At 33.0% G+C, this 26,026-nt stretch carries 23 protein-coding genes, 1 other RNA gene and 1 pseudogene; 10 read left to right on the forward strand and 15 right to left on the reverse strand.

The genetic code is table 11. The annotated features are described in order from the left end of the window. Nucleotides 1-83 precede the first annotated feature (83 nt). The 3 genes from Q0739_RS13840 to Q0739_RS13850 all read left to right on the forward strand — a co-directional run bounded on the left by Q0739_RS13840 (nt 84) and on the right by Q0739_RS13850 (nt 5,153). Nucleotides 84-2,387: a M1 family metallopeptidase gene (locus Q0739_RS13840; protein WP_298239327.1), complete on the forward strand. Its 2,304-nt coding sequence runs from the start codon at nt 84-86 to the stop codon at nt 2,385-2,387. An 80-nt stretch (nt 2,388-2,467) separates the two neighbouring features. After that, complete coding sequence (locus Q0739_RS13845) at nt 2,468-2,755, forward strand: twin-arginine translocase TatA/TatE family subunit (RefSeq protein WP_298239328.1); 288 nt, start codon at nt 2,468-2,470, stop codon at nt 2,753-2,755. A 127-nt stretch (nt 2,756-2,882) separates the two neighbouring features. Beyond that, entirely contained in the window at nt 2,883-5,153 is a 2,271-nt protein-coding gene (locus Q0739_RS13850; protein ID WP_298239329.1) for an ATP-binding protein, read from the forward strand. A gap of 7 nt (nt 5,154-5,160) precedes the next feature. On the opposite strand, the gene Q0739_RS13855 is transcribed toward Q0739_RS13850, so the two are convergent. The 10 genes from Q0739_RS13855 to kynU all read right to left on the reverse strand — a co-directional run bounded on the left by Q0739_RS13855 (nt 5,161) and on the right by kynU (nt 14,394). Then, nucleotides 5,161-5,805: an O-methyltransferase gene (locus tag Q0739_RS13855; RefSeq protein ID WP_298239330.1), complete on the reverse strand. Its 645-nt coding sequence runs from the start codon at nt 5,803-5,805 to the stop codon at nt 5,161-5,163. After that, entirely contained in the window at nt 5,805-6,890 is a 1,086-nt protein-coding gene (locus tag Q0739_RS13860) for an amidohydrolase family protein (RefSeq protein WP_298239331.1), read from the reverse strand. Before Q0739_RS13860 ends, Q0739_RS13855 begins: the two co-directional genes overlap by 1 nt. An 86-nt stretch (nt 6,891-6,976) precedes the next feature. Next, nucleotides 6,977-7,510, reverse strand: a complete 534-nt coding sequence (locus Q0739_RS13865; RefSeq protein ID WP_298239332.1) for a 3-hydroxyanthranilate 3,4-dioxygenase — start codon at nt 7,508-7,510, stop codon at nt 6,977-6,979. Between the two features lie 35 nt (nt 7,511-7,545). Beyond that, complete coding sequence (locus tag Q0739_RS13870; protein WP_298239333.1) at nt 7,546-8,328, reverse strand: SDR family oxidoreductase; 783 nt, start codon at nt 8,326-8,328, stop codon at nt 7,546-7,548. A gap of 1 nt (nt 8,329) precedes the next feature. Continuing rightward, nucleotides 8,330-8,770: a GNAT family N-acetyltransferase gene (locus Q0739_RS13875; protein WP_298239334.1), complete on the reverse strand. Its 441-nt coding sequence runs from the start codon at nt 8,768-8,770 to the stop codon at nt 8,330-8,332. A gap of 54 nt (nt 8,771-8,824) precedes the next feature. After that, nucleotides 8,825-10,264: an aldehyde dehydrogenase gene (locus Q0739_RS13880; protein ID WP_298239335.1), complete on the reverse strand. Its 1,440-nt coding sequence runs from the start codon at nt 10,262-10,264 to the stop codon at nt 8,825-8,827. A 1-nt stretch (nt 10,265) separates the two neighbouring features. Continuing rightward, nucleotides 10,266-10,979: a DUF6090 family protein gene (locus tag Q0739_RS13885; RefSeq protein ID WP_298239336.1), complete on the reverse strand. Its 714-nt coding sequence runs from the start codon at nt 10,977-10,979 to the stop codon at nt 10,266-10,268. Between the two features lie 42 nt (nt 10,980-11,021). Then, the gene (locus Q0739_RS13890) at nt 11,022-11,456 is read right to left on the reverse strand and encodes a RidA family protein (RefSeq protein ID WP_298239337.1); all 435 of its coding nucleotides are present in this window, start codon (nt 11,454-11,456) and stop codon (nt 11,022-11,024) included. A gap of 270 nt (nt 11,457-11,726) precedes the next feature. After that, entirely contained in the window at nt 11,727-13,130 is a 1,404-nt protein-coding gene (locus Q0739_RS13895) for an NAD(P)/FAD-dependent oxidoreductase (protein ID WP_298239338.1), read from the reverse strand. Next, nucleotides 13,123-14,394: a kynureninase gene (gene kynU / locus Q0739_RS13900; RefSeq protein ID WP_298239339.1), complete on the reverse strand. Its 1,272-nt coding sequence runs from the start codon at nt 14,392-14,394 to the stop codon at nt 13,123-13,125. The genes Q0739_RS13895 and kynU overlap by 8 nt, the downstream gene beginning before the upstream one ends. A 117-nt stretch (nt 14,395-14,511) precedes the next feature. On the opposite strand from kynU, the gene Q0739_RS13905 reads away from it, so the two are divergent. Then, on the forward strand, nt 14,512-14,931 hold the full coding sequence (locus Q0739_RS13905; RefSeq protein WP_298239340.1) for a (4Fe-4S)-binding protein: 420 nt from the start codon (nt 14,512-14,514) through the stop codon (nt 14,929-14,931). 9 nt (nt 14,932-14,940) lie between these two features. Here Q0739_RS13905 and Q0739_RS13910 read toward each other — a convergent pair whose 3' ends face one another. From Q0739_RS13910 to Q0739_RS13920, 3 genes are all read right to left on the reverse strand, one after another. Then, a complete protein-coding gene (locus Q0739_RS13910) occupies nt 14,941-16,026 on the reverse strand; it encodes a formylglycine-generating enzyme family protein (protein ID WP_298239341.1) in 1,086 nt (361 codons plus the stop codon). A 3-nt stretch (nt 16,027-16,029) separates the two neighbouring features. After that, nucleotides 16,030-16,896 (reverse strand): alpha/beta hydrolase, encoded by an 867-nt coding sequence (locus tag Q0739_RS13915; RefSeq protein WP_298239342.1) that lies wholly within the window; start codon nt 16,894-16,896, stop codon nt 16,030-16,032. A 180-nt stretch (nt 16,897-17,076) separates the two neighbouring features. Then, on the reverse strand, nt 17,077-18,726 hold the full coding sequence (locus Q0739_RS13920; RefSeq protein ID WP_298239343.1) for a sodium/sugar symporter: 1,650 nt from the start codon (nt 18,724-18,726) through the stop codon (nt 17,077-17,079). A 136-nt stretch (nt 18,727-18,862) separates the two neighbouring features. On the opposite strand from Q0739_RS13920, the gene Q0739_RS13925 reads away from it, so the two are divergent. From Q0739_RS13925 to Q0739_RS13940, 4 genes are read left to right on the forward strand one after another with little or no spacing between them, the layout of a single operon-like run. Next, nucleotides 18,863-19,861, forward strand: a complete 999-nt coding sequence (locus Q0739_RS13925; protein ID WP_298239351.1) for a GntR family transcriptional regulator — start codon at nt 18,863-18,865, stop codon at nt 19,859-19,861. Between the two features lie 20 nt (nt 19,862-19,881). Then, a complete protein-coding gene (locus Q0739_RS13930) occupies nt 19,882-20,766 on the forward strand; it encodes an aldose 1-epimerase (RefSeq protein ID WP_298239344.1) in 885 nt (294 codons plus the stop codon). Between the two features lie 18 nt (nt 20,767-20,784). Then, entirely contained in the window at nt 20,785-21,933 is a 1,149-nt protein-coding gene (gene galK, locus Q0739_RS13935; RefSeq protein ID WP_298239345.1) for a galactokinase, read from the forward strand. Between the two features lie 16 nt (nt 21,934-21,949). Continuing rightward, the gene (locus Q0739_RS13940; RefSeq protein ID WP_298239346.1) at nt 21,950-22,972 is read left to right on the forward strand and encodes a UDP-glucose--hexose-1-phosphate uridylyltransferase; all 1,023 of its coding nucleotides are present in this window, start codon (nt 21,950-21,952) and stop codon (nt 22,970-22,972) included. Nucleotides 22,973-23,126: 154 nt separating this feature from the next. Here the strand turns inward: Q0739_RS13940 and ssrA are convergent. Continuing rightward, nucleotides 23,127-23,521: a transfer-messenger RNA gene (ssrA, locus tag Q0739_RS13945) on the reverse strand. A 229-nt stretch (nt 23,522-23,750) separates the two neighbouring features. Between ssrA and Q0739_RS13950 the strand changes: the two genes are divergently transcribed. After that, complete coding sequence (locus tag Q0739_RS13950; protein WP_298239347.1) at nt 23,751-24,956, forward strand: NAD(P)-dependent oxidoreductase; 1,206 nt, start codon at nt 23,751-23,753, stop codon at nt 24,954-24,956. 74 nt (nt 24,957-25,030) lie between these two features. Next, a complete protein-coding gene (locus Q0739_RS13955; protein ID WP_298239348.1) occupies nt 25,031-25,549 on the forward strand; it encodes a hypothetical protein in 519 nt (172 codons plus the stop codon). Between the two features lie 22 nt (nt 25,550-25,571). Here Q0739_RS13955 and Q0739_RS15080 read toward each other — a convergent pair. Next, nucleotides 25,572-25,940, reverse strand: a pseudogene (locus tag Q0739_RS15080) (DUF1361 domain-containing protein); the annotation flags it as partial. Nucleotides 25,941-26,026: the final 86 nt, after the last annotated feature.

Genomic DNA, 26,026 nt, shown 5'->3' on the forward strand with positions numbered 1-26,026 from the left:
ACTTATTTTCAAGCGCTTTTAGAGAGAATGAAAAAATCTTATCTAAAACAAATACCATTTATTGTATATAATATAAAATTGAAATGAAAAAAATTGCCTTTTACCTATTTTCTGTGTTATTAATTGGAGTTAACGCTCATTCTCAAGAAGAAGCTTCTAAACCTAAAGTTGGACATAAAAACACCAACAAATTTAAACAACTTTACGACGAGTTCTCTACACCCAATATGTATAGAGCTGCTTCTGGTGCCCCTGGTGTTGCTTATTATCAGCAACAAGCAGATTATAAAATGGATATTGTTTTAGACGATAAAAATGCAAAGCTTTCAGGTTACGAAACTATTACATATACAAACAATTCTCCCGATATATTAAAATACTTATGGGTTCAGTTAGAACAGAATAAGAGAGCAAAAGATTCTAAATCCCCTTTAATAGAAGGAAGTGGTATAGCTCCTGTTTTTCAACCAAGTCAATTTGCTACTGAATATTTAAAGCAACCATTAGAAAGAGGTTTTAACATACAAGAAGTAAAAGATACTAATGGGAAACCATTGCAGCACATGATTAATAGGACTATGATGCGTGTCGAGTTACCTAAGGCATTAAAATCTGGTGAAAAATTTTCATTTTCTATTAAATGGTGGTATAACATCAATGATCATGTTGTTGAAGATGGACGTTCTGGGTATGAATTTTTTCCAAAAGATGGAAATAGGGCTTATGTAATTGCCCAATTTTTTCCTAGAATGGCTGTTTATAGCGATGTTGAAGGATGGCAAAACTCACAGTTTTGGGGACGTGACGAATTTGCTTTGCCCTTTGGGAATTATGAAGTGAATATAACAGTTCCAGCCGATCATATTTTAGATGGTACAGGTGTACTTACAAATAGAAAAGAAGTGTTCTCCAAGACTATGATGGAGCGTTACCTAAAGGCAAAAAAATCCTATACTGAACCTGTGTTAATTGTTACCCAAGAGGAAGCTGAAGTTGCAGAAAAAGGGTTTTCGAGCGAAACTAAAACATGGAAACTTAAAGCTGAAAATGTGCGTGATTTTGGTTTTGCAACCTCTAGAAAATTCATTTGGGATATGATGGCGGTTAAAATTGGCGGTAAGGATATTATGGCTGTATCAATGTATCCTAAGGAAGGTAATCCGCTTTGGGAAGATTGGTCTACTAAGGCAGTAGCAAGCACATTAGAATCGTATTCAAGAATGACATTCGATTACCCATACCATAAAGCTATTTCTGTGCATGCGGACCAACAAGGTATGGAATACCCAATGATTTGTTGGAATTATGGAAGGCCTAATGAAGATGGTACTTATAGCGACCGTGAAAAATATGGGATGATGGGTGTTATTATTCATGAAGTGGGACATAACTTTTTTCCAATGATTGTAAATAGCGACGAGCGTCAATGGACTTGGATGGACGAAGGTTTAAATACTTTTGTGCAATACGTTGCAGAACAAGATTTTGGCAAAAAATATCCAGCAGCTTTATCTCCTCAAGACAAGCACTTTCCATCAGATAGGGGGCCTGCTCGAATGATTGTACCATATATGAGCGGTAATCAAGATTATATTGCACCAATAATGACTAAGGGTTTAAATACCTATCAGTTTGGTAATAATGCCTATGGAAAACCAGCAACTGCTCTAAATATTTTAAGGGAAACGGTTATGGGGCATGATTTGTTCGATTATGCTTTTAAAGAGTATTCAAGACGATGGATGTTTAAACACCCAACTCCTGAAGACTTTTTTAGAACAATGGAAGATGCCTCGGCTTTTGATTTAGATTGGTTTTGGAGAGGTTGGTTTTACACAACCGATTGGGTAGATATAGGTCTAAAAGAAGTGAAAAAATATTATGTTTCTTCCGAGCCTAATAAGTTTATAAAAGATTTAGCTAAAGAAAGAGGAAGAGATGTAAGTAAATTACCACCATTAGTTTATATGGTTGAAGAAGGCAGTGAAGATTATAAAGAAGACATGCGAAACGGAACACTTTTAGAAAATGCAAAACCAGTTAATGAATACGTTATGGACAATTTTACGCCAGAAGAACGTAAAAATATTAAGCAGCCTAAATTTTTCTATAATATAACTTTTGAAAAACCAGGTGGGTTGGTAATGCCAATTATTGTTGAGTATACTTATAAAGACGGAACTTCAAAAACGGAAACATACCCTGCGCAAATTTGGAGATTTAATGATAAGGAAGTAAGTAAAGCTATAGCATCAGAAAAAGAGATTGTTAGTATTACTATAGACCCTAATCTTGAAACTGCAGATGTTGATACCTCAAATAACTCATGGCCTAGAGAAATTAGGCAAAGTGATTTTGATCAGTTTAAGAGTAAGGTAAAGGGTTAAAAAGAAATAAATATGTATTAAAGCCGATTTTAACAATCGGCTTTTTTTATTCTAAGAAAACATCTCACTATATTTGTTCTGTGATACAACAAGCAACATTTTTATTTATTAGTGGTGGCGAAATAGCTTTTATACTATTTATTGCTATCATGGTTTTTGGTGCCGATAAGTTGCCAGAAATAGCAAGGGGCTTAGGAAAAGGCATGCGAACACTTAAGGATGCTACTAATGATATAAAACATGAAATCACCAAGACTGCCGAAAAAAACGGTCTTGATACTAGTGTTACTTCAGATGTGAAAAAAGAACTTAACAAAGTAAAAGAAGATCTTGAGGATTTTACGGGGTCCGTTAAACGAAAATTTTAAGTTACTACAACTATTTACAAAGCCATTCATCTATTTGTCCGAAATAGACTGCTTTTTGACGATTATTTTTTATTTCCTATTGTAAAAAGAAATAATTTAATCATCCCAAATCAAATGTTACCCCTAAATGAAAACACACCTACTAATCTGTTTTCTATCCTTAGCATCTATGGCCTTCGGTCAAAGAGATAGAGAAATTATCAAGGAAATTGATAATTTAAATGCTTCCGCTTTAAAACACCTTAATAATAATAGGATTTCTGAATCATTTGATGAGTTCAGTAAATCTAAAGTACTATCAGATTCTATAGAAGATTCTTATGGTAGTGCCATGGCTAATTTTAATTTGGGCAATATTTATGCGATGATGCAAAACCAAGACTCAGCAGAATCTTGTTATAAAGCAATGTTAAAGGCTGCAAAAACAATTAGCGACAATAACCTTATTGCAAAGTCTTATCTAAGCTTAGGGACGCTTTATAAAAGTAAAAGGCTTATAGGTGAGTCTATTAATTACTTAGAAAAAGCACTAAAACATACTTCCATTAAGAATAATCATGTTCGTAATGATTATGAAAAAATAGAAATTCAAAAAATACTATTTAATATAAGAATCAATCTTGCAGAGATGTATTTGGAAAACAATCAGTTTGAAAAAGCTTTAATTCCTCTATTACGTACTAAAAACGATTTTACAAATGATGTTTTAGATTCATATTCAATAGGTTATTTCAATTATATATATGGTTTGTATTTTACTAGGCAAGAATTATATAATAATGCCGAATTAAAATTCCAAAATGCGATTACTTCATTAAGAAACAACAAAGAAGATAAAGCCCTATTTCTTTTAAGTAATTCTTATAAAGAACTGTCTGATATTAATTATAAAGCTGGAAATAATAATCTAGCTTATACTAATATATTGATGCATAATAATTATAGGGATAAGTACATAAATGAAGCAAAAGTAAAACAAGATATTATTGCTAAGTCGAAATTTCTAATAGAAGACTATAAGTTTACTGCCGATTTTGCAGACTACAAAAGGCTGCAACAATTGGAGATGACTAATAAAATGAAACGAATAAACATTATTATAACAGTTACTTTATGTTTGCTGTTTATTTCTCTTGTTACATTGTTTATAAGCTATACATCAAAAAGAAAGCTTGGTAATGCATTAAAAGTTCGTAACATGGAGTTAGAGATAGCTACCATAAAGGCCTTAAAATCTTCAGAGCTAAAATCAAAATTTATTTCTAACGTTTCGCACGAATTGAGAACGCCACTATATGGTGTAGTTGGCATAACATCTCTTTTATTAAATGAGAAAAAGAATTTTAGCGAACGAGACACAAAATATTTAAAATCGCTTAAATATTCTGGAGATTATCTTTTAAACTTAGTTAATGATATTTTACAAGTTAATAAAATGGAAGCTCAGAAAATTGAGCTTAAAAATGTCTCAGTAAATATTAAATCTTTAGCGCAGCGTATAGTAGATTCTTTTGATTACAGGTTGCAAGAATCAAACAATAAGATTAAAGTTTTTATAGATGAAAAAGTACCCGAATATATTAAAGTTGATAAAGTAAGGCTATCTCAAGTTTTAATAAATTTAATTGGAAATAGTATAAAATTTACTGACAGTGGTGTGATTGATTTGAGAATTAAATTGTTAAACTTAGGCGAGCAAAAAGTTAGCTTACGATTTGAGGTAGAAGATAATGGTAAGGGAATTCCAGAAGAAAAATTTAAAACTATTTTTGAAAATTTCTCTCAATTAGGAAATGAAAGCAATACAAACTACCAAGGAACTGGTTTGGGGCTTTCTATTACTAAAAATATTATCCAATTATTTGAAAGTAAAATAGAACTTGAAAGTGAAGTAGGGAAAGGAACTAAATTTAGTTTTAATGTTGATTTTGATATAGACCATGAAAGCAAGTCAATTGTAGATTTAAATAAACCCCAAAGCGTAAATATAAATTCGGATAATGAGTATAAGATTTTAATTGCAGAAGACAATAAAATAAACCAGATTGTAACCAAGAATTTATTAGCCAAACAAAATTATGCTTGCGAGATAGTTAATAATGGTTTAGATGCAGTAGAGAAAATGAAATCAAATCACTACGATCTTATATTAATGGATATTAATATGCCAATAATGAATGGTGATGATGCTACAACAGCAATTAGAGAATTTAATAAAGAAATTCCAATTATTGCTTTAACAGCTGCCGATATAGAAGAAGTTAAACAGGATTATGCAGCTATAGGGTTTGATGATATTATAACCAAACCTTTTGATAATTATGAGTTTTTTCAAATGATAGCGTCGCATATTCAAAATTCGAAGTCCTGTGAAGTAAAACTCGTTATTGCTTCTTAAGTGCTAATTAAAGCTTTCTACTAATTGTTAAACCATCACGAATTGGTAAAACTACTGTTTCAACACGTTTGTCTTCTTTTAAAAGTGTGTTGTATTTAATTAAAGCAGGTGTCGATGTGTCTTCTTTTTTAAATGAAGATTCTAAAACCTTACCACTCCATAAAACATTGTCTGATAAAATAATACCACCAGAGTTTAACTTATCAATAATTACATTAAAGTAATTGGAGTAATTATCTTTATCCGCATCAATAAAAACCAAATCAAAAGTAGTATCAAGTGTTGGTATAATGTTTAGTGCATTACCCAAGTGCTGATGAATTTGTTTCCCAAAACCAGATTTATCAAAATATTTACGTTGAAAATCAACCAGTTCTTCATTAATATCAATGGTGTGTAATTCTCCATTGGTTTGGATGCCTTCAGCCAAACACAATGCCGAATATCCTGTGTAAGTACCAATTTCCAAGATTGTTTTAGGGTTTGTTAATTTAGAAATCATACTTAATAAACGTCCTTGATAATGTCCACTAAGCATGCGAGGTTGTAATATTTTTTGATAAGTTTCTCTGTAGAGTTGTTGTAATAACTCTGGTTCGTCTTCAGAATGTTTTACAACATAATCGTCTAATTCTTCAGGAATAAAATGCACTAGCTTAAAATTCTATTTAATAATTTTTCTTTTGCAGCTTCATTGTCACCACACAGCCATTGAATAACGTTATTTTCCCAAATATCGTCATATTCTTTTTCGTTAATAATGTTTCTTTCAATAGCCAAATCTAATAATTTCCCAGGATATGATGATTGTGGTTCACTCTCCATTTCACCTAAAGGGTATGGGTCGTCGAGTCCCATAAGCACTTGTTTAGCTCCATGATTACGTATCAATAACTCCAAACCGCCAGTATCATGTACTAAGGTGTCAAAGAAAATATTTTTATGCCCTACTGCTTTTCTTGGGTGATGCTTGCCCTCAAATAAATCGGGTCTGCCGTCAAAGCCTTGAATACGCCTTCCTAAGTTAATCTGTGCTAATTGTCCACCATGTGCAAAACAAGTACGCATATTTGGAAACTTTTCTTGATAACCATTTAGAGTTAAAAAATGATAAGCATCGCCGCATTGTGCTAGCATCCAAATTAAATGAAAACGCCACGAGGTATTTTCTAATTTTATAAATTTCTCACCATCATACGGGTGAACTTCTACTGCCAGATTATATTTATTGGCTAATTCGAAAATAGGTTCATTTTCTTCATCAAAAATGCAACGCCAAGTACCAATGGTATCCATATAATGGGTTGGGAGGCAGAGCAATTGCAAACCATGTGTTTCTACACAACGTTCAATTTCCCAACAAGCACTTCTTATAAAACCTGGGTGCACTACAAATCCACAAGTAAATTTACTAGGGTAATCGCGCTGAATACCAGCATTGAAATCGTTTTGAAAACGTAATGCTTTCTTCATCTCTTCAACACGGAGGCCATTACCGTAAAGTTGCGACAAATTTAATACAACCGCATGATCTAATTTGTTGCGTTCCATCCATTCAAGTTTTTCATCTAAGAAAAAACTAGAATCTGTAACAGGGCGTTTCCATCCCTTTTGAAGCATGAATTTTCGGTCTTTATCTACCCAAAATATGCCTTTTTCGCGCATGAACTCTGGAATTTCTTCTGGGTAAGGCAATAAATGTGAATGACCATTAATTCTAAGTTTGCGTTTTTTCATTTTTGTCATTCCTGCGAAAGCAGGGATCTATTTTTAAAAATTATGTTTCAATGTCTAAGATTCCTGCTTTCGCAGGAATGACAATGTTAATCTATTTGTACTTTTTTTGGTGGCTGCATCACTTCTCCACAATTGGGGCAGCTTCGTTTATCTTTATCACTATAATATTTATCGAATATTTTAGGCATATCGGTTTCAATATTGTCTAGCGTAAAATCTTCCTCATATAATTTGGTGGTACAATTTTCACAAAACCAAAGTAAAGCATCTTGCACACCTTTCTCTCTAGGATACTCTATAACCAGACCAACCGTATTAGCACCTCGTTGAGGTGAATGTGGTACTTTTGGAGGTAACAAATAAATGTCCCCCTCTTTAATGTGAACATCTTTAGGTGTGCCTTTGTCAATTATTTTTAAAATAATATCGCCTTCAACTTGATAGAAAAATTCGGGTGTTTCATTATAATGATAATCCTTTCTGCTATTTGGTCCACCAACTACCATTACAATAAAGTCGCCATCTTTCCATACAACTTTATTGCCAACAGGTGGTTTAAGTAGATGTCTATTTTCTTCAATCCAAGCTTTAAAATTTATGGGAGATGTTAAATTACTCATGGCTATATGTTTTGAAAATTATATTCTGTTTAAAGTTACAAACTTTTTGTGCGTCCACCATCCACGGGAACGTTAATTCCGTTTACATAACTTGCGGCTTCACTTGCTAAAAAAGTAATGACGTTAGCAGTTTCTTCTGGTTTAGCAAATCGTTTAACAGGCGTGTAATTTTTCATAATTTCTGCCATATCTTCAATAGATGTGTTAGCACCATTTGCTTTAATTTTTATAATCTCTGTTAAACGTTCCGTTTCTGTAAAACCTGGTAATACATTATTAACTGTAATACCATAAGAAGCAACTTCTTCTGCTAATGTTTTACTCCAATTCCCTACGGCACCTCTTGTAGTATTGCTAACGCCAAGACCTGGGATAGGTTCTTTAACCGATGTAGATATTACATTAACAATTCTACCAAAGCCAGTTTCTTTCATAAAAGGAATAGTTGCTTGAGCTAGAACGTGGTTACATTTTAAGTGCATTGTAAAAGCGTTATCAAACTCTTCTAAACTAGCCGTTAAAATAGCACCACTTCTTGGGCCGCCAGTATTGTTAATTACAATATGAAATCCATGTTCTTTTTCAATAAATTTAATAACCTGTTCTTGGAGTTCTCGTGGGTTGGAAAAGTCTGCAACAATATAGCTATGGTTTCTGTGGTCTGGTAACTCTGCAAGAACGGCTTTTAATTTTTCTCTATTTCTAGCTACAAGTGTTACGTTTACCCCTTCGGCAGCTAAGGCCATAGCGGTTGCTTTACCAATGCCTTGAGTACTTCCGCAAACGAGTGCGTTTTTGTTATTTAATTTTAAATCCATGTTATTCGTATATTAATTTGGCGCGAGGGCTTAATTTTTCCATTAGTTTTTCTGGGCTTTTTACTTCTGTGAACCCAAATTTTGTATAAAGTGAATGGGCATCTTTAGTAGCCAACATCCATTTGTCTATATTTTTTAATTCTGGATAACTTAATATTTGATCTATTAATAATTTTGAATATCCTTTACCTTGATAATCTTCGACTACAAAAACATCCAAAAGATAAGCAAAAAAGACTTTGTCTGTCATAACTCTTGAATAAGCTATTTGATTTTCGTTATGAAATAAACCAAAATTAATAGTATTCTCTGATGCTGTTTTTTGTTCTTCAAAGGTTCTAGATGTGCCCCAATATGAATTTTTAATAAACCTATAAATAAGCTCTAAATTCATATCATTAAAATTTGATGAAAAGTATATACCTTTTTTTACTTCTATCATTATGAGTTACCTATTAAATACATACTGAATCAAATTCAGCATGACAATAAATTGTCAATATTTTATACATACATTTTTAGCTTCTGTAAAAAACCGTAAAGCTTCGAAACCGCCTTCTCGACCAACACCTGAAGCTTTTATACCACCAAAAGGTGTACGTAAATCACGCAACATCCAAGTATTCACCCAAACAATACCTGCTTGTAATTGGGTACTCATACGCATGGTACGCTTTAAATCATTTGTCCATAATGTTGTCGATAATCCATATTTCACCTTATTAGCCATTTCTAGAACGTCATTTTCAGTTTCGAAAGGCATAATAGTTACTACGGGTCCAAATATTTCTTCTTGGTTCACTCGGCATTCATTTGTTTTAATCTCAATAATGGTGGGTTCTAGATAATACCCGTTTTCGTAATTTTTTACGATAACTTTATTGCCGCCGCAGAGTATTTTCCCGCCTTCATTTTTACCAATATCAATGTAATTTAAAACCTTTTCTAAATGCGATTTTGAAACTAATGCGCCAATATTGGTTGTGTCTTTTGATGGATGACCGACTTTTAACTGTTTTACTTTTTCAACAAAATCTTCTTTAAACTTTTCATAAATAGAAGCTTCTACTAAAATTCTGCTTCCGCATAAGCAAATTTGACCTTGATTAGCAAATGATGAAAGTACCGTGGTTTTCAACATGTCATCATAATCGCAATCTGCAAAAATGATATTTGGGTTTTTACCTCCAAGTTCTAATGATAATTTTTTAAACATGGGAGCAGCAACTTTGGCTATATGTGCGCCAGTAGCTGTGCCTCCTGTAAAACTAATAGCTTTAATACCTGGATGTTGTATGATGGATTGTCCAGTTGTTGTCCCTAAGCCATGAACTATGTTTAAAACACCTTCAGGTAAACCAGCCTCGTTACAAATTTCTCCTAATAAGTAAGCAGTCATAGGTGTAACTTCGCTAGGTTTGGCAACAACACAATTTCCTGCTGCAATGGCTGGAGCAATTTTCCAAGTGAATAAATATAACGGGAGATTCCAAGGTGAAATACACCCAACAACACCAATAGGTTGCCGTAAGGTATAATTTATGGCATTTTTACCAACACTTTCATGGCTTTCGCTAGCAAATTGTGTAATGGCATTTCCGAAGAATCTAAAATTACTTGCTGCTCTTGGAATATCTATAGCTTTTGCTAAACTAATGGGCTTACCGTTATCTTTACTTTCGGCTTCCGCAAATCGGTCTAAATTAGCTTCAAGTAGTTCAGAAATTTTAATTAAGATTTTGCTACGCTCCTCTAACGTGGTTAGCGACCATTGCTTGAAAGCAGCTTTGGCGCTTTGATATGCTTTTTCTACATCTTTTTTAGAAGAGTTAGGTGTTTGTCCATAAACGTCTCCGTTTGCAGGATTGTAATTATCAATCCATTCTTTTGAGATTGGGTTTTCAAATTGACCGTTTATGTAGTTTTGGATGTTCAATTTAATTCTTTGAATTTATTATGTTATCTATAATAGTCAGGGCTTGTATATTATCATCTAAGTAACCTTCACTTACTTGTAACACAATTTTATTTATATTCATATAAGAATTAAGATAATATAAAAAGTCATTGGTTTCGATTATTTTTGAATAATCAATAACTTCAGCAGTTCCATCTCCATACCTTTTGTTGGTCACACTAATAGCATTCCATTTGTTAAAATACTTGAAGGCTTGTCTAATACGAAAATTTTCGGCTTGATTAATTGCTGTTTCTTCCATTTGAGTTAGCCAGTTGAGGTTGCCTTCATATATTCTAAAAACTAAATCTCTTAACTCTAAGTTAGTAATTAAATCGAGACCTTTAGATTCGATAGTTTTATATGCGCCTGCATTTACAATAAACTTTGTCCAAATACCTGTATTTGCAAAGTGTATTCTCAGTGAGTCGTTGTATGGTAATTTGTTATCTAAATGATTTATTAATAAATGACATGAATTAATGGTTTTGTTTTGCAAACTAATATTGAATTTTAAATCATTTGCATTACTTTTTAAATCGGTTTTTAGTTGTTTTAGAAGTTGGATTTCATATTCTTGGTGTTTACGAGATTCATTCCAATTGTTTATTTGTAGAGCAATCAAGATTCCAATAACCACAAGAATTATTTCGCCAATAGCATATTTAAAGTACTTGGAAGTTTTATTTTCCATGATTAGAGATTTACGTATGTGACGAAAAAATTTAATCATACTTTATTGCGGTTTATAAGCCATAACCTTAATTTCAATAACCAAATCTGGATGTGGTAATTGGTGTACTGCTACAGTTGTTCGAGCTGGTCCTGTTTCTTTGTCAAAAAATTCGGCGTAAGTTTTGTTATATCCTGCAAAATCATTCATGTTTACTAAAAAAGAAGTGACATCTACTACATCTTTTAAGGTGGCACCCTCTTTGGCTAGGTTCTTTTCTATATTTTTTAAAACTTCACGGGTTTGAACTTCAATATTTAGATGTTTTGTTCCCATTTCGTCAATTATATCGACTCCTGCTATAGTATTGTTTGGGCGACGGGAGCTGGTTCCAGAAACGAAGATAAAATTGCCTACTCGTTTGGTGTGGGGGTAGGCTCCTCTTGGTGTTACGCCTGTTCCTGCGGAGGCAGGAGTCTCATCATTTTTTTTACTCATAGTTTACTACTTTATCATCCTGAACTTGTTTCAAGATCTCATTTATTTTGTTTCTTGTTCATTTTGTCTTGATACAAAACGAACCAAAAAATCATATTGAAATGAGGAAATTCCTGTGGAACATTCTCTTTCGGAATTTCGTGCTTAAAGCTTTGCTTTGCATCTCCATTCCTTCGATCATTATTTCTACATTTCAATGGTCAATTCCTTGAATTGATTTGGGACTTGACTTATCCGTTTATACTTTTTCTAACTTCTAACTTCTAACTTCTAACTTTGGTGTAGCCCAGCAATTCTATCATCTTCTAGAATAGCCTCAGTTTCTTTTTGCACTTTATTTAGTACAAGTTTTAAATCATCATTTAGGCTTATTTTTCCATCTGATAGTAAATTTAAAATAGCCTTGTCCTGTGCTCTGCCTATTAGCATTGCTTTTCTGTAACTTATGTGTTCGTTAAAAGTTACCAAGGAGTATTTTGACGAATACTCCTTAGGATATGTTTTTTCCAAAGCCATTTCCAATTTACGCTTTTCTTGGAAAATAGGGTTTGCTACATGGTCTTTCATTTCATGAAAATTATCTATAGCTAAATCTGCAATGGCATCAGTATCTTTTTTACGATTAAATTCGTAGGTTTTGAAAACTGCTTCCCAGTTTTTTAGGTTTTTATCTAAGGCCTTGTCAAACTCAATCACATCTTCAAATGAGGCATTCATACCTTGACCGTAAAATGGAACAATGGCATGTGCCGCATCACCCATTAGCAATGTATTTCCTTTATAATGCCATGGAGCACACTTTACTGTACCTAATGGAGCTGTTGGGTTTTCGAAAAAGTCTTCAAGAAGATTTGGCATAAGCGCAAGTGCATCTGGAAACTCTTTTTTGAAAAATTCGAGTACAGATTCTTCATTGGTTAGATTGTTGAAATTATATTTACCTTCATCAAAACTTAAAAACAATGTTACCGTGAAGCTACCATCTAAATTTGGTAAAGCGATGAGCATAAAATCACCACGAGGCCAAATATGTAAGGCATTTTTATAGGTCTTGTAATCTCCATTTTCTTTGGGGAGAATGCTTAACTCTTTATAACCGTGTGTTAAGTATTCTTGTGAAAAACTGAATAAAAACTTCTTGCCTAAATAATAGCTTTTTCGCATAGCAGATCCTGCTCCATCGGTTGCAATTATGGCATCGGCATCCTCAATAAATTCTGTTTTTGTATCGTAATCTTTAAATAGCGCTGTTGTTTGTTCGAAGTTTACCGATTTACATTTTTTATTAAAATGAATGGTTACGTTTTTATGTTTTTCGGCTTCATTTAGTAATAAAGCGTTCAGCTCACCACGTGAAACAGAGTTTATGTATTCGTGATCGCGACCACTATAATTTGATAAATGTGTGTTACCTTTTTTGTCGTGTATCATGCGACCATTCATAGGAATGCAAAGTTCTTTTACAATATTTTCGAGTCCAACTAGTTTCATTGCTTTATTGCCTCGATCTGAAAATGCTAAATTTATAGACCGACCAGCACTTATGTCTACTTTGCGTAAATCTGGACGCATTTCGTAAACGACAACATTATAACCTCTTTGCCCTAGGCGTAAAGCCAAAAGAGAACCACAGAGACCAGCACCTATGATTAATATGTTTTGTTGTTTATTCATTCAAAATAAGTTTTAGTTTTTCAACCATTAAATACACATCTTCAAACGAATTATACAAAGGCACAGGAGCACAACGAATGACGTCTGGTTCTCTCCAATCGCTAATAACTCCAGCTTCTGTTAGTTTGTTATGTAATGTTTTATCCGCATTTAAAACTTGTATAGATAGTTGGCATCCACGTTCTTCAGGATTTGAAGGTGTTATTATTTTAATTGCATTTTCTCCAAGTTGCTTTAGTAGAAATTCAAAATAACCCGTTAGTTTTTTTGACTTTTTCACTAATTTTTCAATGCCAACTTCATTAAATATATCTAATGATGCTTTAATGGCCGCCATAGATAGAATAGGAGGGTTGCTTAACTGCCAGCCTTCTGCTCCAGGTAATTGATCAAACTCATCGCGCATATTAAAACGTGTTGTTTTGTTATGACTCCACCATCCAGTAAAACGATTAAGCGCTTTGTTATGAGCATGTCTTTCATTTATAAAGCAACCAGCTAAACTACCTGGGCCAGAGTTTAAATATTTGTAAGTGCACCAAACAGCAAAATCTGCACCAGAATCATGCAGGTTAAGTTTAACATTTCCAGCTCCATGAGCGCAGTCGAAACCTACCATACAATCATGTTGATGCCCTAATTTTGTGATGCGTTTTAAATCAAAATACTGCCCCGTATAATAATTCACGCCACCAATCATTATTAATGCAATCTCGTCGCCTTGTTCTTTAAGAATTGTTTCTAAGTCTTCATATCTTAAGAGTTCTTCGTTTTCTCTGGGTTTCCATAGAATAAGGCCTTCTTTGTCGTCAAATCCATGATGCCTTAATTGCGATTCTACGGCATATTTATCAGAAGGAAAAGCATCACTCTCAATAAGTATTTTAAAGCGTGTTTTTGTAGGCTGATAAAAAGAGACCATCATTAGGTGTAAGTTGGTTGTAAGTGTATTCATTACAACTACTTCTATGGGTTTTGCGCCAACCACTTTAGCAGTACTTTTAGTTAAAAATTCATGATATGGAAGCCATGGGTTTTTAGCTTCAGTATGACCTTCTACTCCTAAATTAGCCCAGTCTTCCAGTTCTTGATTTATATAAGATTTTGTGGATTTTGGTTGCAATCCCAATGAATTACCAGTCATATAAATCAAGTCATTTCCTTGTTTGTTTTTAGGAATATGAAATTGGTTTCGGTAAGTAGATAATTCGTCGTTTTGGTCTTGTTTCTTAGCGTAGTTAAGACCTAGTTTAAAGTAGGACAAAGTGTTTATTTTTCTGTTTCTAACAAAAATAAGCATTATAAAGTTAGAAATGAATAACAAAAAAAGGGATATTTTCTGAATCTATTTTTTTGTATATTTAGTAAAAAACATTTTGATATGGGAAAAACTAAAAAGTATTCGAACGAAGACGTAACTATTGTTTGGGAAGCAGAGAAGTGTATCCATTCGGCTATATGTGTTAAAGGGCTTCCAAAGGTTTTTAAGCCTAAAGATAAACCATGGATAAATATTGAAGCTGCTACAACAGATGAATTGGTTAAACAGGTTAAACAATGTCCTTCTGGTGCACTAAGCTATTTTATGAATTCTGATGAAGATAACACTTCGGAAGTTTTAGAGACCAAAGTTGAGGTTTTAGAGAATGGTCCATTACTTGTTTATGGAACGCTACATGTAACTCATAAGGATGGTTCGTCTGAAACTAAAAATAAAACCACTGCTTTTTGTAGATGCGGAGCGTCAAATAATAAACCATTCTGCGATGGGGCTCATGTAAAAACAGAGTTTAAAGGATAAATAACAATTTTAATTAAGCATTTCTGGAGTCGCAACTGTTCTAAAACCTAAATGCTCTTGCGCAGAATCGATATCGCTAGCCATTCTTGATGATACTCTATAGCTTGCACAATAAGAATCGCTACAAAGGAAGGAACCGCCTTTTATTACTTTTTCTTTTATATATGAATTGTTTGGGTTGTATGCCGTTGTTGCTCCAGTAGGATTGTTAATAGTCGTGTTTTGTAATTTAAGTTCATTGTAATAATTGGTGTTGTACCAATCGTTAGTCCATTCCCAAACGTTGCCAGCAATATCGTAAAGTCCAAAGCTGTTTGCTGGGTAAGATTTAACAGGAGCTAGTCTTTCAAAACCATCTTCTAAAGTATTGCTTACTGGAAATTCACCTTCCCAACTATTCACCATTTTTGAAAGTTTCGATTTGTCATCTCCCCAAAAATAAATAGTATTGTTTTTTCCTGCCCTTGCAGCATATTCCCACTCAGCTTCTGTAGGTAATCGTCTTCCAGCCCATTCGCAGTATGCCAAAGCATCTTTGTATGAGATATGAACTACTGGGTAGTTGTCTTTACCATCAATATTGCTGTCTTTTCCATTAGGATGTCTCCAATTAGCACCAATTACCCAATCCCACCATTGTGAAAAGTCGTATAAGTTTGGGACAGAGGCTTTAGTTTTTTTAAATAGTAATGACCCTGGTTTAAGAATGGTATCATGAGGTTTAGGTGTTCCAGGAGGTAACTGCCTTTTTATTTCTTCCCAATTAATCTCTCTTTCTGCTATGGTTATATACCCCGTTTCTTCTACAAATTTTGAGAATTGCGCATTAGTAACTTCGGTTATGTCCATAAAAAAACCATCAACCGAAACAGGATGCTGAGGTTTTTCGTGCAACATAGCCATTTTATCTTGAGGAACAGCCCCTTGATTAAAAACGCCTCCAGGAATCCAGACCATGCCCTCTGGGATATTATCAGGTATCTTGTTCGATTTTTGGGTTACTTCTTCTTTAGAGTTAGTAGTTGATTTGTTCTTGCAGCTAAAGATTGAAATTGTAAAAATTAATGCAAATAGATATGGGGTTTTTATAGACATTAATTAAAGATATGTATTGGTAAAGGTTTTTATTTTACTCCAAGTGTCTAATAATAATGGAACTTCATCTATACTTGTACCCCAACCATGGCCAGCTTCAGCGTAAAGCGTGAATTCATTTGTCACACCAAGGGTGTTTAGCTTATCTCTTAGTCCTGTTCCTTGTGTTGTAGGTATTAAAGGGTCTTGTCCTCCATAAAAAAGAATAGTAGGAGGTGAAGAAGCTGTGGCTTGGTGTAATGGGCTAACCTCTTCGAGAAACTCTATTGTTGGGTCAACACCAAAGCTATCTAATAATAGTTGTAATCCTGGATTCGTATTATCTAAGTATGCTTGATCTGTGAAGTTGGTTGGCCCAACAATACTACAAACCATATTTGCATTATTACCAGTATCGAATGCATAGCTCCAAAGTAAAGAGAGGTGGCCGCCAGCACTTGCGCCTAAAAAGCCATATTCTTCAGAAATAACATATTCTTCTTTTTTGGATTTTAACTGATTTATAATTGTGGTAATATCATCAATTTGCATTGGATAGGGTGGATTATTTTCATCTGATAAACGATAATTGATATTTACCAAAGCTATATTTGGGAAGTCATTTAGATATAAATCGACTAAATAATTCATGCTACTTTTATCTCCTGAACTCCAACCACCACCATGTACTAATATCATGACTTTGGTGGTCGTGGTTCTGTTTTCTGGCAAGTAAATGTCATAGGTTTGGTTACTATCTGCTCCATAAGAAACATTGGTTATTTTTTGAAACTCTAAGCTTTCTTGAGGAGTATTATTGTTGTCGTTTGAACAACTTATGAGATGGCATACGAAACCAAAAAGTAAGATTGATTTTGCTAAATATTTCATGTTAATTTTTCTTTTTAAACAGCAATTTGAATGTTATATTGTTGAAGGTCTAAGTATTTCAACTATAATACTTATAGTATTTAAAGATATTTAATTTTTTTTATTTATAAATAAAATAATTTCGTATAAAGAAAAGCCCTATAATTTTATAAGGCTTTTCAAATATTGTACTAATTTATTTTACCAGAATAAGGCGTATAGAACGGTTAGAATTATCATTACAGCAAAAGATCCTATGTTAAATAAAGGTGAGGTTTTAAAAAGCTGTTTAGTAATTGGAATCCCTTTTTCATCATCTGCTCCTTTGTGTTGTAAATAACTAAGTATGCCTATAACCAACATAGTTAAAAGTAAAGTGTATCCCATTTGATCCATAAACGGTACATCTACAAAGAAAGAAGATGTAGACCATCCTTTAGGTGCTACTTTAAAATACATTGCTATAGGGATAGAGACTAATGCTCCAATAATAGCTGCTTTATTTGTGGTTTTCTTCCAGAATAATCCTAATAAAAATACTGCTAATATACCTGGGCTAACTACGCCTGTATACTCTTGAATAAACTGGAATGCTTGATCTAGATTTCCTAAAAGCGGAGCTATCATACAAGCAATTAATAATGCAACAAAGGCAGATATTCTTCCTGTACTAACAGTAGCTTTATCACTAGCTGTTTTATTAATATATTGTTTGTAAATATCCATAGTAAATATGGTAGATGTAGAATTTAACATAGATGCTAAAGATGATACAATAGCTGCTGCTAATGCTGCAAAAGCTAAACCTTTAAGTCCCGTTGGTAAAAACTGTAATAACCAAGGGTAAGCTTTATCTGCTTGCTCTAAAGATGGCATATTTTCTTGAGCCATTGCTCCTAATCTTGCCATTATCTCAGGATCATTAATTATAACGTAAGCCGCAATTCCAGGAATAACAACAATCAAAGGAATTATTAATTTTAAGAAAGCTGCAAATAAAATACCTTTTTGGGCTTCTTTTAATGATTTAGCGGCTAAAGTTCTTTGAATAATGTATTGATTGAAACCCCAGTAATAAAGGTTTGCAACCCACATACCTCCTACTAAAACAGCAAGTCCAGGTAAGTTGCTATATTCTGGGTTTGATTTATCTAATATCATTTCAAAGCGTTCAGGAACAGCATCATAAACTTTGCCTAATCCTGCTATAAATCCTTCTCCATTTGAAACCGTATTTAAAGCTAAATATGTAGTAACTAATCCGCCTAAAACTAAAAATATAACTTGTATAACATCTGTCCAAGCTACAGCAGATAAGCCGCCGTATAGGGAATACGCAGCTGCAAATAATGCTAGACCAATTACTCCGTTAATTAATGGTATTCCAATAATTGTTTCTAAAGCTAAAGAGCCTAAATATAGTACTGTAGTAAGATTTACAAAAACATATAAAGCAATCCAAAATACTGCTAAAATTGTTTTTAGGTTAGTAGAAAATCGTTTTTCAACAAACTCAGGAATAGTATAAAGACCTTTTTCTATAAAAATGGGTAAGAAATATTTACCAACTATAATTAAAGTAATAGCTGCCATCCATTCATAAGAAGCTATAGCTAATCCAGAAGCAAACCCAGAACCAGACATACCTATAAATTGTTCTGCCGAAATATTTGCTGCTATTAAAGAAGCTCCTACAGCCCACCATGGTAATGATTTGCTAGCCAAGAAATAATCTTCGGCATTTTTTTGATGTCCTTCCTTATCTCGTGAAACCCATAATCCTACACCTAAAATTAAAATAGCATAAGCAATAAAGACTATATAGTCCCAAATTTCAAATCCTGCTGTCATAATAAAATATTTAGTTTGGTTAGTGTTAAGAAGTCAAATATAGAAATTAAAATTCAAAAAATTGTGTTTTTAAAACAAAAAAACAAACTAGTAGGGTCTAGTTGGTTTGTTGAAAAATTATTTATAGATTTGTTCTATATTTATGATTACAATAAAAAATAAAATAAGCGTACCTAAGTATAAGCAAATAGTTAATTCTATTGAAACGGCTATAACATCTGGTATTCTTAAAAAGGGAGATCAATTACCATCGATAAATGATGTAAAGAATAAGCACTCGCTTTCTCGAGATACTGTTTTAACTGCTTTTAATGAGTTAAAAAACAGAGGTATTATTCAATCTGTAGTTGGTAAAGGTTATTATGTTTCTAGTGAAGACATTAAAGTTGACCAAAAAATTTTTTTACTTTTTGATGAACTAAATTCATTTAAAGAAGATTTGTATAATTCGTTTTTGGAAGGCTTAGGCGAAAATGTGCAAGTTGATATTTTCTTTCATCATTTTAACAGAAAAATTTTTGACAAGCTAATTTTTGACAATATTGGAGCTTATAATTTTTATGTTATCATGCCTGCCAATTTAAAGGAAACTAATACCATGATTCAAAATTTACCAAATGATAAAGTATATATTTTAGATCAGATTCATGAAGATTTAATGCATTATCCTTCTGTTTATCAAAACTTTGAAGAAGATATTTTTGAAAATCTCACTAAAGCAGACATTGTTATTAAGAAATATGAAAAATTAGTTTTAGTGTTTTCAGAAGAAAGGCAACCAAGAGGTATGCTGGATGGTTTCGTTAAATATTGTAGGCAACAAAATTTTAATTTTAAAGTAATTAATTCATTAAAAAATAGAGATGTTACCTCTGGCGAGCTTTATATAATACCAGAAGATAAAAACCTGTTAAGAATTATAAAATTGATAAAGAATAAGAGTTTGAAACTCTCTAAGGATATTGGAGTTATATCTTATAACGACACTTTGTTAAAAGAAATAGTTGAAGGAGGTATTACAACCATCTCAACAGATTTTAATGCTATGGGAAAAAGTTTAGCAGAAATGATACTTAATAAAGAGCAAAAAAAGATTGCCAATCCTAATAATTTAATTATCAGAAATTCAATATAAATTATTTAAAAATAATAGAAGTGTACCAAACTAAACTAAACCAAAAGTCTAACATTTTAGAAATATCGAATTTAAATAAATCTTTAAATGCTAAAATTCACCTTAACCAAGGAGCAAGTTTACAAGAACTAACACTAGATGGAAAAGTTGTAATCGGGGTTTTAAACCCTCTTGTATATGCAGACACTTATGCATCTGCAATCTTATTTCCTTTTGCTAATCGTATTAAAGATGGAGCTTATGCTTTTAATGGAGAGAAATTTCAGTTAGATACTAATCAGAAAAAAGAACAAAATGCCCTTCATGGTTTGGTTTATAACAAAACTTTTAAGGTTATAAGCGAAAATATTAATGAAGACAAGGTTTCGGTTGAACTTAGCTATACTGAAACTTATCCTATTAAAGGCTTTCCGTACACTTATCGGGTAAATTTAGTTTATACATTTACAAAAAAATCACTAAATTTAAATGTTTCTATTACAAATACAGATTCTAAGTCATTTCCTTTTACACTTGGTTGGCATCCTTACTTCTTAAGTGAGAATCTATATAGCAGTAGCTTGAATTTTTCAAGTAATAAAAAAATAGTTTTAGGTGAAAGGAATATAACAACTAGTATAGAAAAAATAGAAGACAAAGGAACTCTAGACATAAAAGATAAACAGTTAGACGATTGCTGGGTTTTAAATTCAAATAAGGTGCAATTCAATACCCCTGATTATAAATTTGTACTGGATTCTAGTGAAAAAGATAATTTTTTACAAGTATATACACCACCAAAGAAAAATGTTATAGCTATAGAACCAACAACTGGTGTTTCAGATAGTTTTAATAATAAAATAGGCTTGAAAATTTTAAAACCAAACGCGATCTACAATATTATTTGGAACTTAAATATTATATAACTAATTAACTAAACTAAGATGAGCGCAACACTAATTAAGGATGTAAAAAAAACATTTATCAAAGAGTTTAAAACAGAACCCTTGCTTGTTTTTTCTCCTGGAAGAATAAATATTATCGGAGAACATACCGATTACAATGATGGTTTTGTCTTTCCTGCAGCGGTTGATAAAGGAATAGCAGCAGCAATTCAAAAAAGTGATTCTGGAAATTGTACGGCTATCGCTTTAGATTTGGATAGTACCGTAGAGTTTGAGCTAAATAAATTAAAACCATCAGCTGAAGGAAGTTGGGAAAACTATGTATTTGGTGTTGTTGCCGAAATTCAAAACCGAAATAAAGTTGTAGGCGACTTTAATATCATTTTCAAAGGGGATATACCTGGTGGCGCAGGTATGTCGTCATCGGCAGCATTAGAAAACAGTGTTGTATTTGGACTAAATGAATTATTTGGCCTTGGGCTTTCTAAGCACGAAATGATATTAATCTCTCAAAAGGCTGAACATAATTATGTAGGGGTAAATTGTGGTATTATGGATCAATACGCTAGTATGTTTGGTATTAAAAACCATGCCTTGCATTTAGATTGTAGAAGTGTGGAGTCTAAACCCTATAAGATAGAGTTTCAAGATCATCAGTTGATGCTTATTAATACAAATGTTAAACATAGCTTGTCTGATAGTGCCTATAACGATAGACGTTCTGCTTGCGAAAGAGTGTCAGAATTACTAGGGGTAAAAGCACTTAGAGATGCAACGGAAACAGATTTAGAAACCATAATAGATAAAGTTACTCCAGCTAATTACCAGAAAGCCTTATACGTAATTCAAGAAAATGCTAGAACTATTAAAGCTGCAAAAGCTTTAGAAAATGGAGATTTAAAAAAACTAGGATCATTAATATATCAATCGCATGAAGGTTTATCAAATCAATACAAAGTTAGTTGCGAAGAATTAGATTTTCTCGTTGATCAGGCTAAGAAAAACAAACATGTTTTAGGAGCTAGAATGATGGGTGGCGGTTTTGGCGGCTGCACTATTAACCTAATAGCAAAGAGCGAAGCAAAATCATTTTCCGAAATGACTTCTAAAGCTTACAAAAAGAAATTTGATAAAGATTGTTCAGTATATTTTATCGAATTATCCCAAGGAACACACCTCGTAAAATAACCAAGCACAACTAACAATGAAAAATACAGACTTACAAGATTATTCGCATAAGCGTTTTAATATACTTACAGGTGAATGGATTTTAGTTTCACCACATAGAGCAAAAAGACCATGGCAGGGACAAAATGAAGCAGTTTCGAATGAAGTTAGACCAACTTATGACGAAACATGTTATCTATGTGCAGGTAACACAAGAATTAATGGCGAAGAGAACCCTAAATATGAAGATGTTTTTGTTTTTACCAACGATTTTGCTGCGCTACAAAATGATTCACCAGTATTCTCCGTTAATGATGGCTTATTACACGCTCAAAGCGAAACAGGTATATGTAAGGTAATTTGCTTTAGTCCAGACCATTCTAAAAGTTTGGCAGATATGACACCAAGTGAAATTCAAAAGGTGGTTTTTGCATGGCAAAAGCAGTACAAGGAATTAGGAAACCATGACAACATAAATTATGTTCAAATATTTGAGAATAAAGGTGCAGTAATGGGTTGTAGTAATCCACATCCACATGGTCAAATTTGGAGTCAGTCCACCCTTCCTAATGAAGTAGATAAAAAGAATACCCAACAATTAGCTTATTATAAAAAGAACAAGAGAAGTTTACTTGGAGATTATTTGGATCAAGAATTAGAACAGCAAGAACGAATTATTTTTGAGAATGATGGATTTGTAGTGCTTATACCATTTTGGGCAATTTGGCCATTTGAGGCAATGATTGTGCCTAAAATGCATCAATCGAATATTTTAGATATGTCCAATAACGAGGCTTTTCAATATGCTGAAGCCATAGCAGTTATCACAAAAGCGTATGATAAGTTATTCAACACATCTTTTCCATATTCTAGTGGTATTCATCAAGCACCAACCAATGGCGAAGCTAATTCACATTGGCATTGGCATATGAGTTTTTATCCACCATTATTACGAAGTGCAACTGTTAAAAAGTTTATGGTAGGCTATGAAATGTTTGGGTCGCCACAACGTGATATAACGGCAGAAACAGCAGCGCAAAGACTTCGAGATTTAATATGATTTTGAATAATAGAGCTAAAGTCCCATGGTTATATGTTTAATAAAGGAACTTTTTTTAAATAAGTTGTTTCTACTTAATTTTTAGAAATTAGAGAAAATAAAAACCCTGTAAATCATAAATTTACAGGGTTTTTGAAGAGTTTTGATACTCTAAAAGTGGAGTCGGAGAGAATCGAACTCTCGTCCAAACAAGTAACCAAAGAGCTTTCTACACGTTTATTCTTTTCTTAGTTTTTCAATTAAAAGCTGGTTAAAGACAACCTACTTATAACTTAGCTTCTTTAGTTTCAAAAGGGCATCAAAGCGCTACCCAATCTATATTGACATTTACGATGCCTCAAAATAGAACGCCGTCAATCAAGGCTTTCCAGAGACATAAAGCTTGTACACCTTGTGTACCTAGGCCAATCCTACTATAATTCAGATTATGCAGCTAAAGCGTAGTTATTCTCGCCGTTTAAAATTTGGTCTAGCCTTTAACGTGTTTCAATGCCATTACACGACGTGCTTACCGTTCAATTAATCTCGCTGTCAAAACCAGTCGACCCCGTTTTTTAATGAAATAGTAATAATAATTAGGGCGTTACCCAAGGGTCGGGCTCTCGGCAGTCGCTTTTTTGTGTTGCATAGGTGCAACAACACAAAAAGAGCTTCAACAATGCCTCCATCCCTAACGCGGGCAGCAAAGGTATCAAAAAACTTTGTTTACCACTTCAAATCTATTACATTTAGTCAAAATTTATACCAAATTATATTCGTGTCAGTAAAAAATAACCTTATGAAGTTTGCCATAATAAAAGAGCGTAAAAATCCACCAGACCGTCGTGTGGTATTCTCACCGTCAAAGTTGGCAGAAGCTAAAAAACAATTCCCAGAAGCCGTTTTTACGGTAGAATCATCAAATATTAGAGTATTCCCAGACCAAGAATACAAAAATGCTGGATTTGAAGTTTCAAATAATGTTTCAGATTGCGATGTCATGATAGGTGTAAAAGAAGTACCTATTGAAGCACTAATACCAAACAAAAAATACTTCTTCTTTTCTCATACCATTAAAAAACAACCTTATAATCGCAAATTGCTTCAGGCCATATTGGATAAAAATATTGAGCTTTACGACCATGAAACTATAGTGAACCAAAAAGGATTCCGATTAATAGGTTTTGGGCGTTACGCAGGCATCGTAGGCGCATACAACGGATTTAGAGCCTGGGGGCTAAAATTCAATACTTGGGAGTTACCAAAAGCAGGCCCATTACCAAACCAAGCCGCTTTAATTCAAGAATTAAATAGTTTAAACATACCAAACATAAAAATACTATTAACGGGAAGCGGAAAAGTAGCAAATGGCGCCCAAGAAATGCTAGATGCTATGGGTATTACCCCCGTTTCAGTTAATGACTATTTAAATAAAACATTCAATGAACCCGTATATTGTAAAATAGATGTTCTAGATTATAATAAACGTAAAGACAGTAAAGTCATTGATAATTTTGATTTTTTCGATAATCCACAAGATTATGAGTCTAATTTTATGCGATTTGCCAAAGTAACCGATTATTACATAGCAGGTCATTTTTATGGCGATGGCGCCCCATATTTATATACCAGAGAAGATGTAAAATCAAAAGATTTCAACATTAAAGTTGTGGCAGATATAAGTTGCGATGTCGATGGTCCAGTAGCTACAACATTAAGAGCTTCAACCATAGCAGACCCCATTTATGGTTACGACCCAGAGTCAGAAAAAGAAATAGACTTTAAAAATGAAAAAGCCATAACCGTTATGGCAGTCGATAATTTACCTTGTGAACTCCCTCAAGACGCAAGCGAAGGTTTTGGCGAGATGTTTTTACAACATGTTATTCCAGCTTTTTTTAATAATGATAGCGATGGTATTCTCAATCGTGCAAAAATTACTGAGAATGGAAAATTGACAGAACATTTTTCTTATTTACAAGATTATGTTGATGGAAAGGGGTAAAGCAAATGGGTACATATTTAAAAGTTAAATAAATATACTATCTTTCATCAATTAACTACAAAACCACTAATATTATGAAAATTATGTATTCTATTCTTTGCTTAGCTTTATTAATTGTTGGCTGCAAGGAAGTACCTAAAGAAGATAATTCGGCTAACGATTTATTCAAGAAAAACTCCGAAACTGTTTTAAAATCTATTTCCGATTGGGAAAATGAGACACTAGACTATTCCATTTTTGCCGAAAATGCTGTTGGGCTAAACACCTTTTTTGGTGCAGAAGTAGACTCAATAATGATTCAGAGTGACGAAGCTAAGGCTATGGATAAGCAGTTTTTAGCTAGATATGATTTTAAATTTTTATCAACTCCAGTGCAACTTTTACCTGGGGTTAATCCAGATACCAAAAAACCTGACGGATCTGTGCGTTATTATGGGGCATGGGAAGTGACATTGCCTGCAACAGATTCTACTGAGGCAAAATCTGGAGTTATTAAAGTATATAATTCTTTAGATTTTGATGAAAATGGAAAAATAATTTATAGTCAAGGATATGGTGATTATTCAGGTCTGATGAATTATTTAAACGAATAATTACCCGCATAAATTTAAATTATTAAGCCTCCTTATTTTTTATAAGGGGGTTTTTTATTTTTTGATTAGTAGGTATACTATAAATCTGTTTGAACATCCAGTTGCCAATACTTAAAAAGACTCCAAATAAAATAGTGAATAACCAAGCTTCTGTATATAGGTTTGGAAAAATGACAATATGTATTATGTCATTAAACAAGCTAAGTGGTTTATTAATAATTTCCCAAGAGTTATAGCGCAGAAATCTTCCTAAATAAACCCCAAATCCACATAGAAAAATTATTATCCCTAGTAAATGTTTAATTAGATGTCTTTTTATAAATTTCTGGAGTATTCCTTCCATATCAATTAGCGATAAAAAGAAAAGCAACAAACCGTTAATTGAAAATGAACTTACTACTAACCTGAGTTCGACGTAAGAAAGTCAAATTTTCAGCATAGAAAAGCAGAATATTTAGTATATTAAAGTGTTGAAAT

Origin of the sequence: uncultured Algibacter sp. (assembly GCF_947487605.1) — a bacterium.
Lineage (GTDB): Bacteria > Bacteroidota > Bacteroidia > Flavobacteriales > Flavobacteriaceae > Algibacter_D.

Bases quoted from the DNA above. Each gene is read 5' to 3' on its own strand.
- Q0739_RS13840 (WP_298239327.1), top strand. From the start codon at position 84: ATGAAAAAAATTGCCTTTTACCTATTTTCTGTGTTATTAATTGGAGTT.
- Q0739_RS13850 (WP_298239329.1), top strand. From the start codon at position 2,883: ATGAAAACACACCTACTAATCTGTTTTCTATCCTTAGCATCTATGGCC.
- Q0739_RS13860 (WP_298239331.1), bottom strand. From the start codon at position 6,890: ATGAAAAAACGCAAACTTAGAATTAATGGTCATTCACATTTATTGCCT.
- Q0739_RS13865 (WP_298239332.1), bottom strand. From the start codon at position 7,510: ATGAGTAATTTAACATCTCCCATAAATTTTAAAGCTTGGATTGAAGAA.
- Q0739_RS13870 (WP_298239333.1), bottom strand. From the start codon at position 8,328: ATGGATTTAAAATTAAATAACAAAAACGCACTCGTTTGCGGAAGTACT.
- Q0739_RS13875 (WP_298239334.1), bottom strand. From the start codon at position 8,770: ATGATAGAAGTAAAAAAAGGTATATACTTTTCATCAAATTTTAATGAT.
- Q0739_RS13885 (WP_298239336.1), bottom strand. From the start codon at position 10,979: ATGGAAAATAAAACTTCCAAGTACTTTAAATATGCTATTGGCGAAATA.
- Q0739_RS13890 (WP_298239337.1), bottom strand. From the start codon at position 11,456: ATGAGTAAAAAAAATGATGAGACTCCTGCCTCCGCAGGAACAGGCGTA.
- Q0739_RS13895 (WP_298239338.1), bottom strand. From the start codon at position 13,130: ATGAATAAACAACAAAACATATTAATCATAGGTGCTGGTCTCTGTGGT.
- Q0739_RS13905 (WP_298239340.1), top strand. From the start codon at position 14,512: ATGGGAAAAACTAAAAAGTATTCGAACGAAGACGTAACTATTGTTTGG.
- Q0739_RS13910 (WP_298239341.1), bottom strand. From the start codon at position 16,026: ATGTCTATAAAAACCCCATATCTATTTGCATTAATTTTTACAATTTCA.
- Q0739_RS13915 (WP_298239342.1), bottom strand. From the start codon at position 16,896: ATGAAATATTTAGCAAAATCAATCTTACTTTTTGGTTTCGTATGCCAT.
- Q0739_RS13920 (WP_298239343.1), bottom strand. From the start codon at position 18,726: ATGACAGCAGGATTTGAAATTTGGGACTATATAGTCTTTATTGCTTAT.
- galK (WP_298239345.1), top strand. From the start codon at position 20,785: ATGAGCGCAACACTAATTAAGGATGTAAAAAAAACATTTATCAAAGAG.
- Q0739_RS13940 (WP_298239346.1), top strand. From the start codon at position 21,950: ATGAAAAATACAGACTTACAAGATTATTCGCATAAGCGTTTTAATATA.
- Q0739_RS13950 (WP_298239347.1), top strand. From the start codon at position 23,751: ATGAAGTTTGCCATAATAAAAGAGCGTAAAAATCCACCAGACCGTCGT.
- Q0739_RS13955 (WP_298239348.1), top strand. From the start codon at position 25,031: ATGAAAATTATGTATTCTATTCTTTGCTTAGCTTTATTAATTGTTGGC.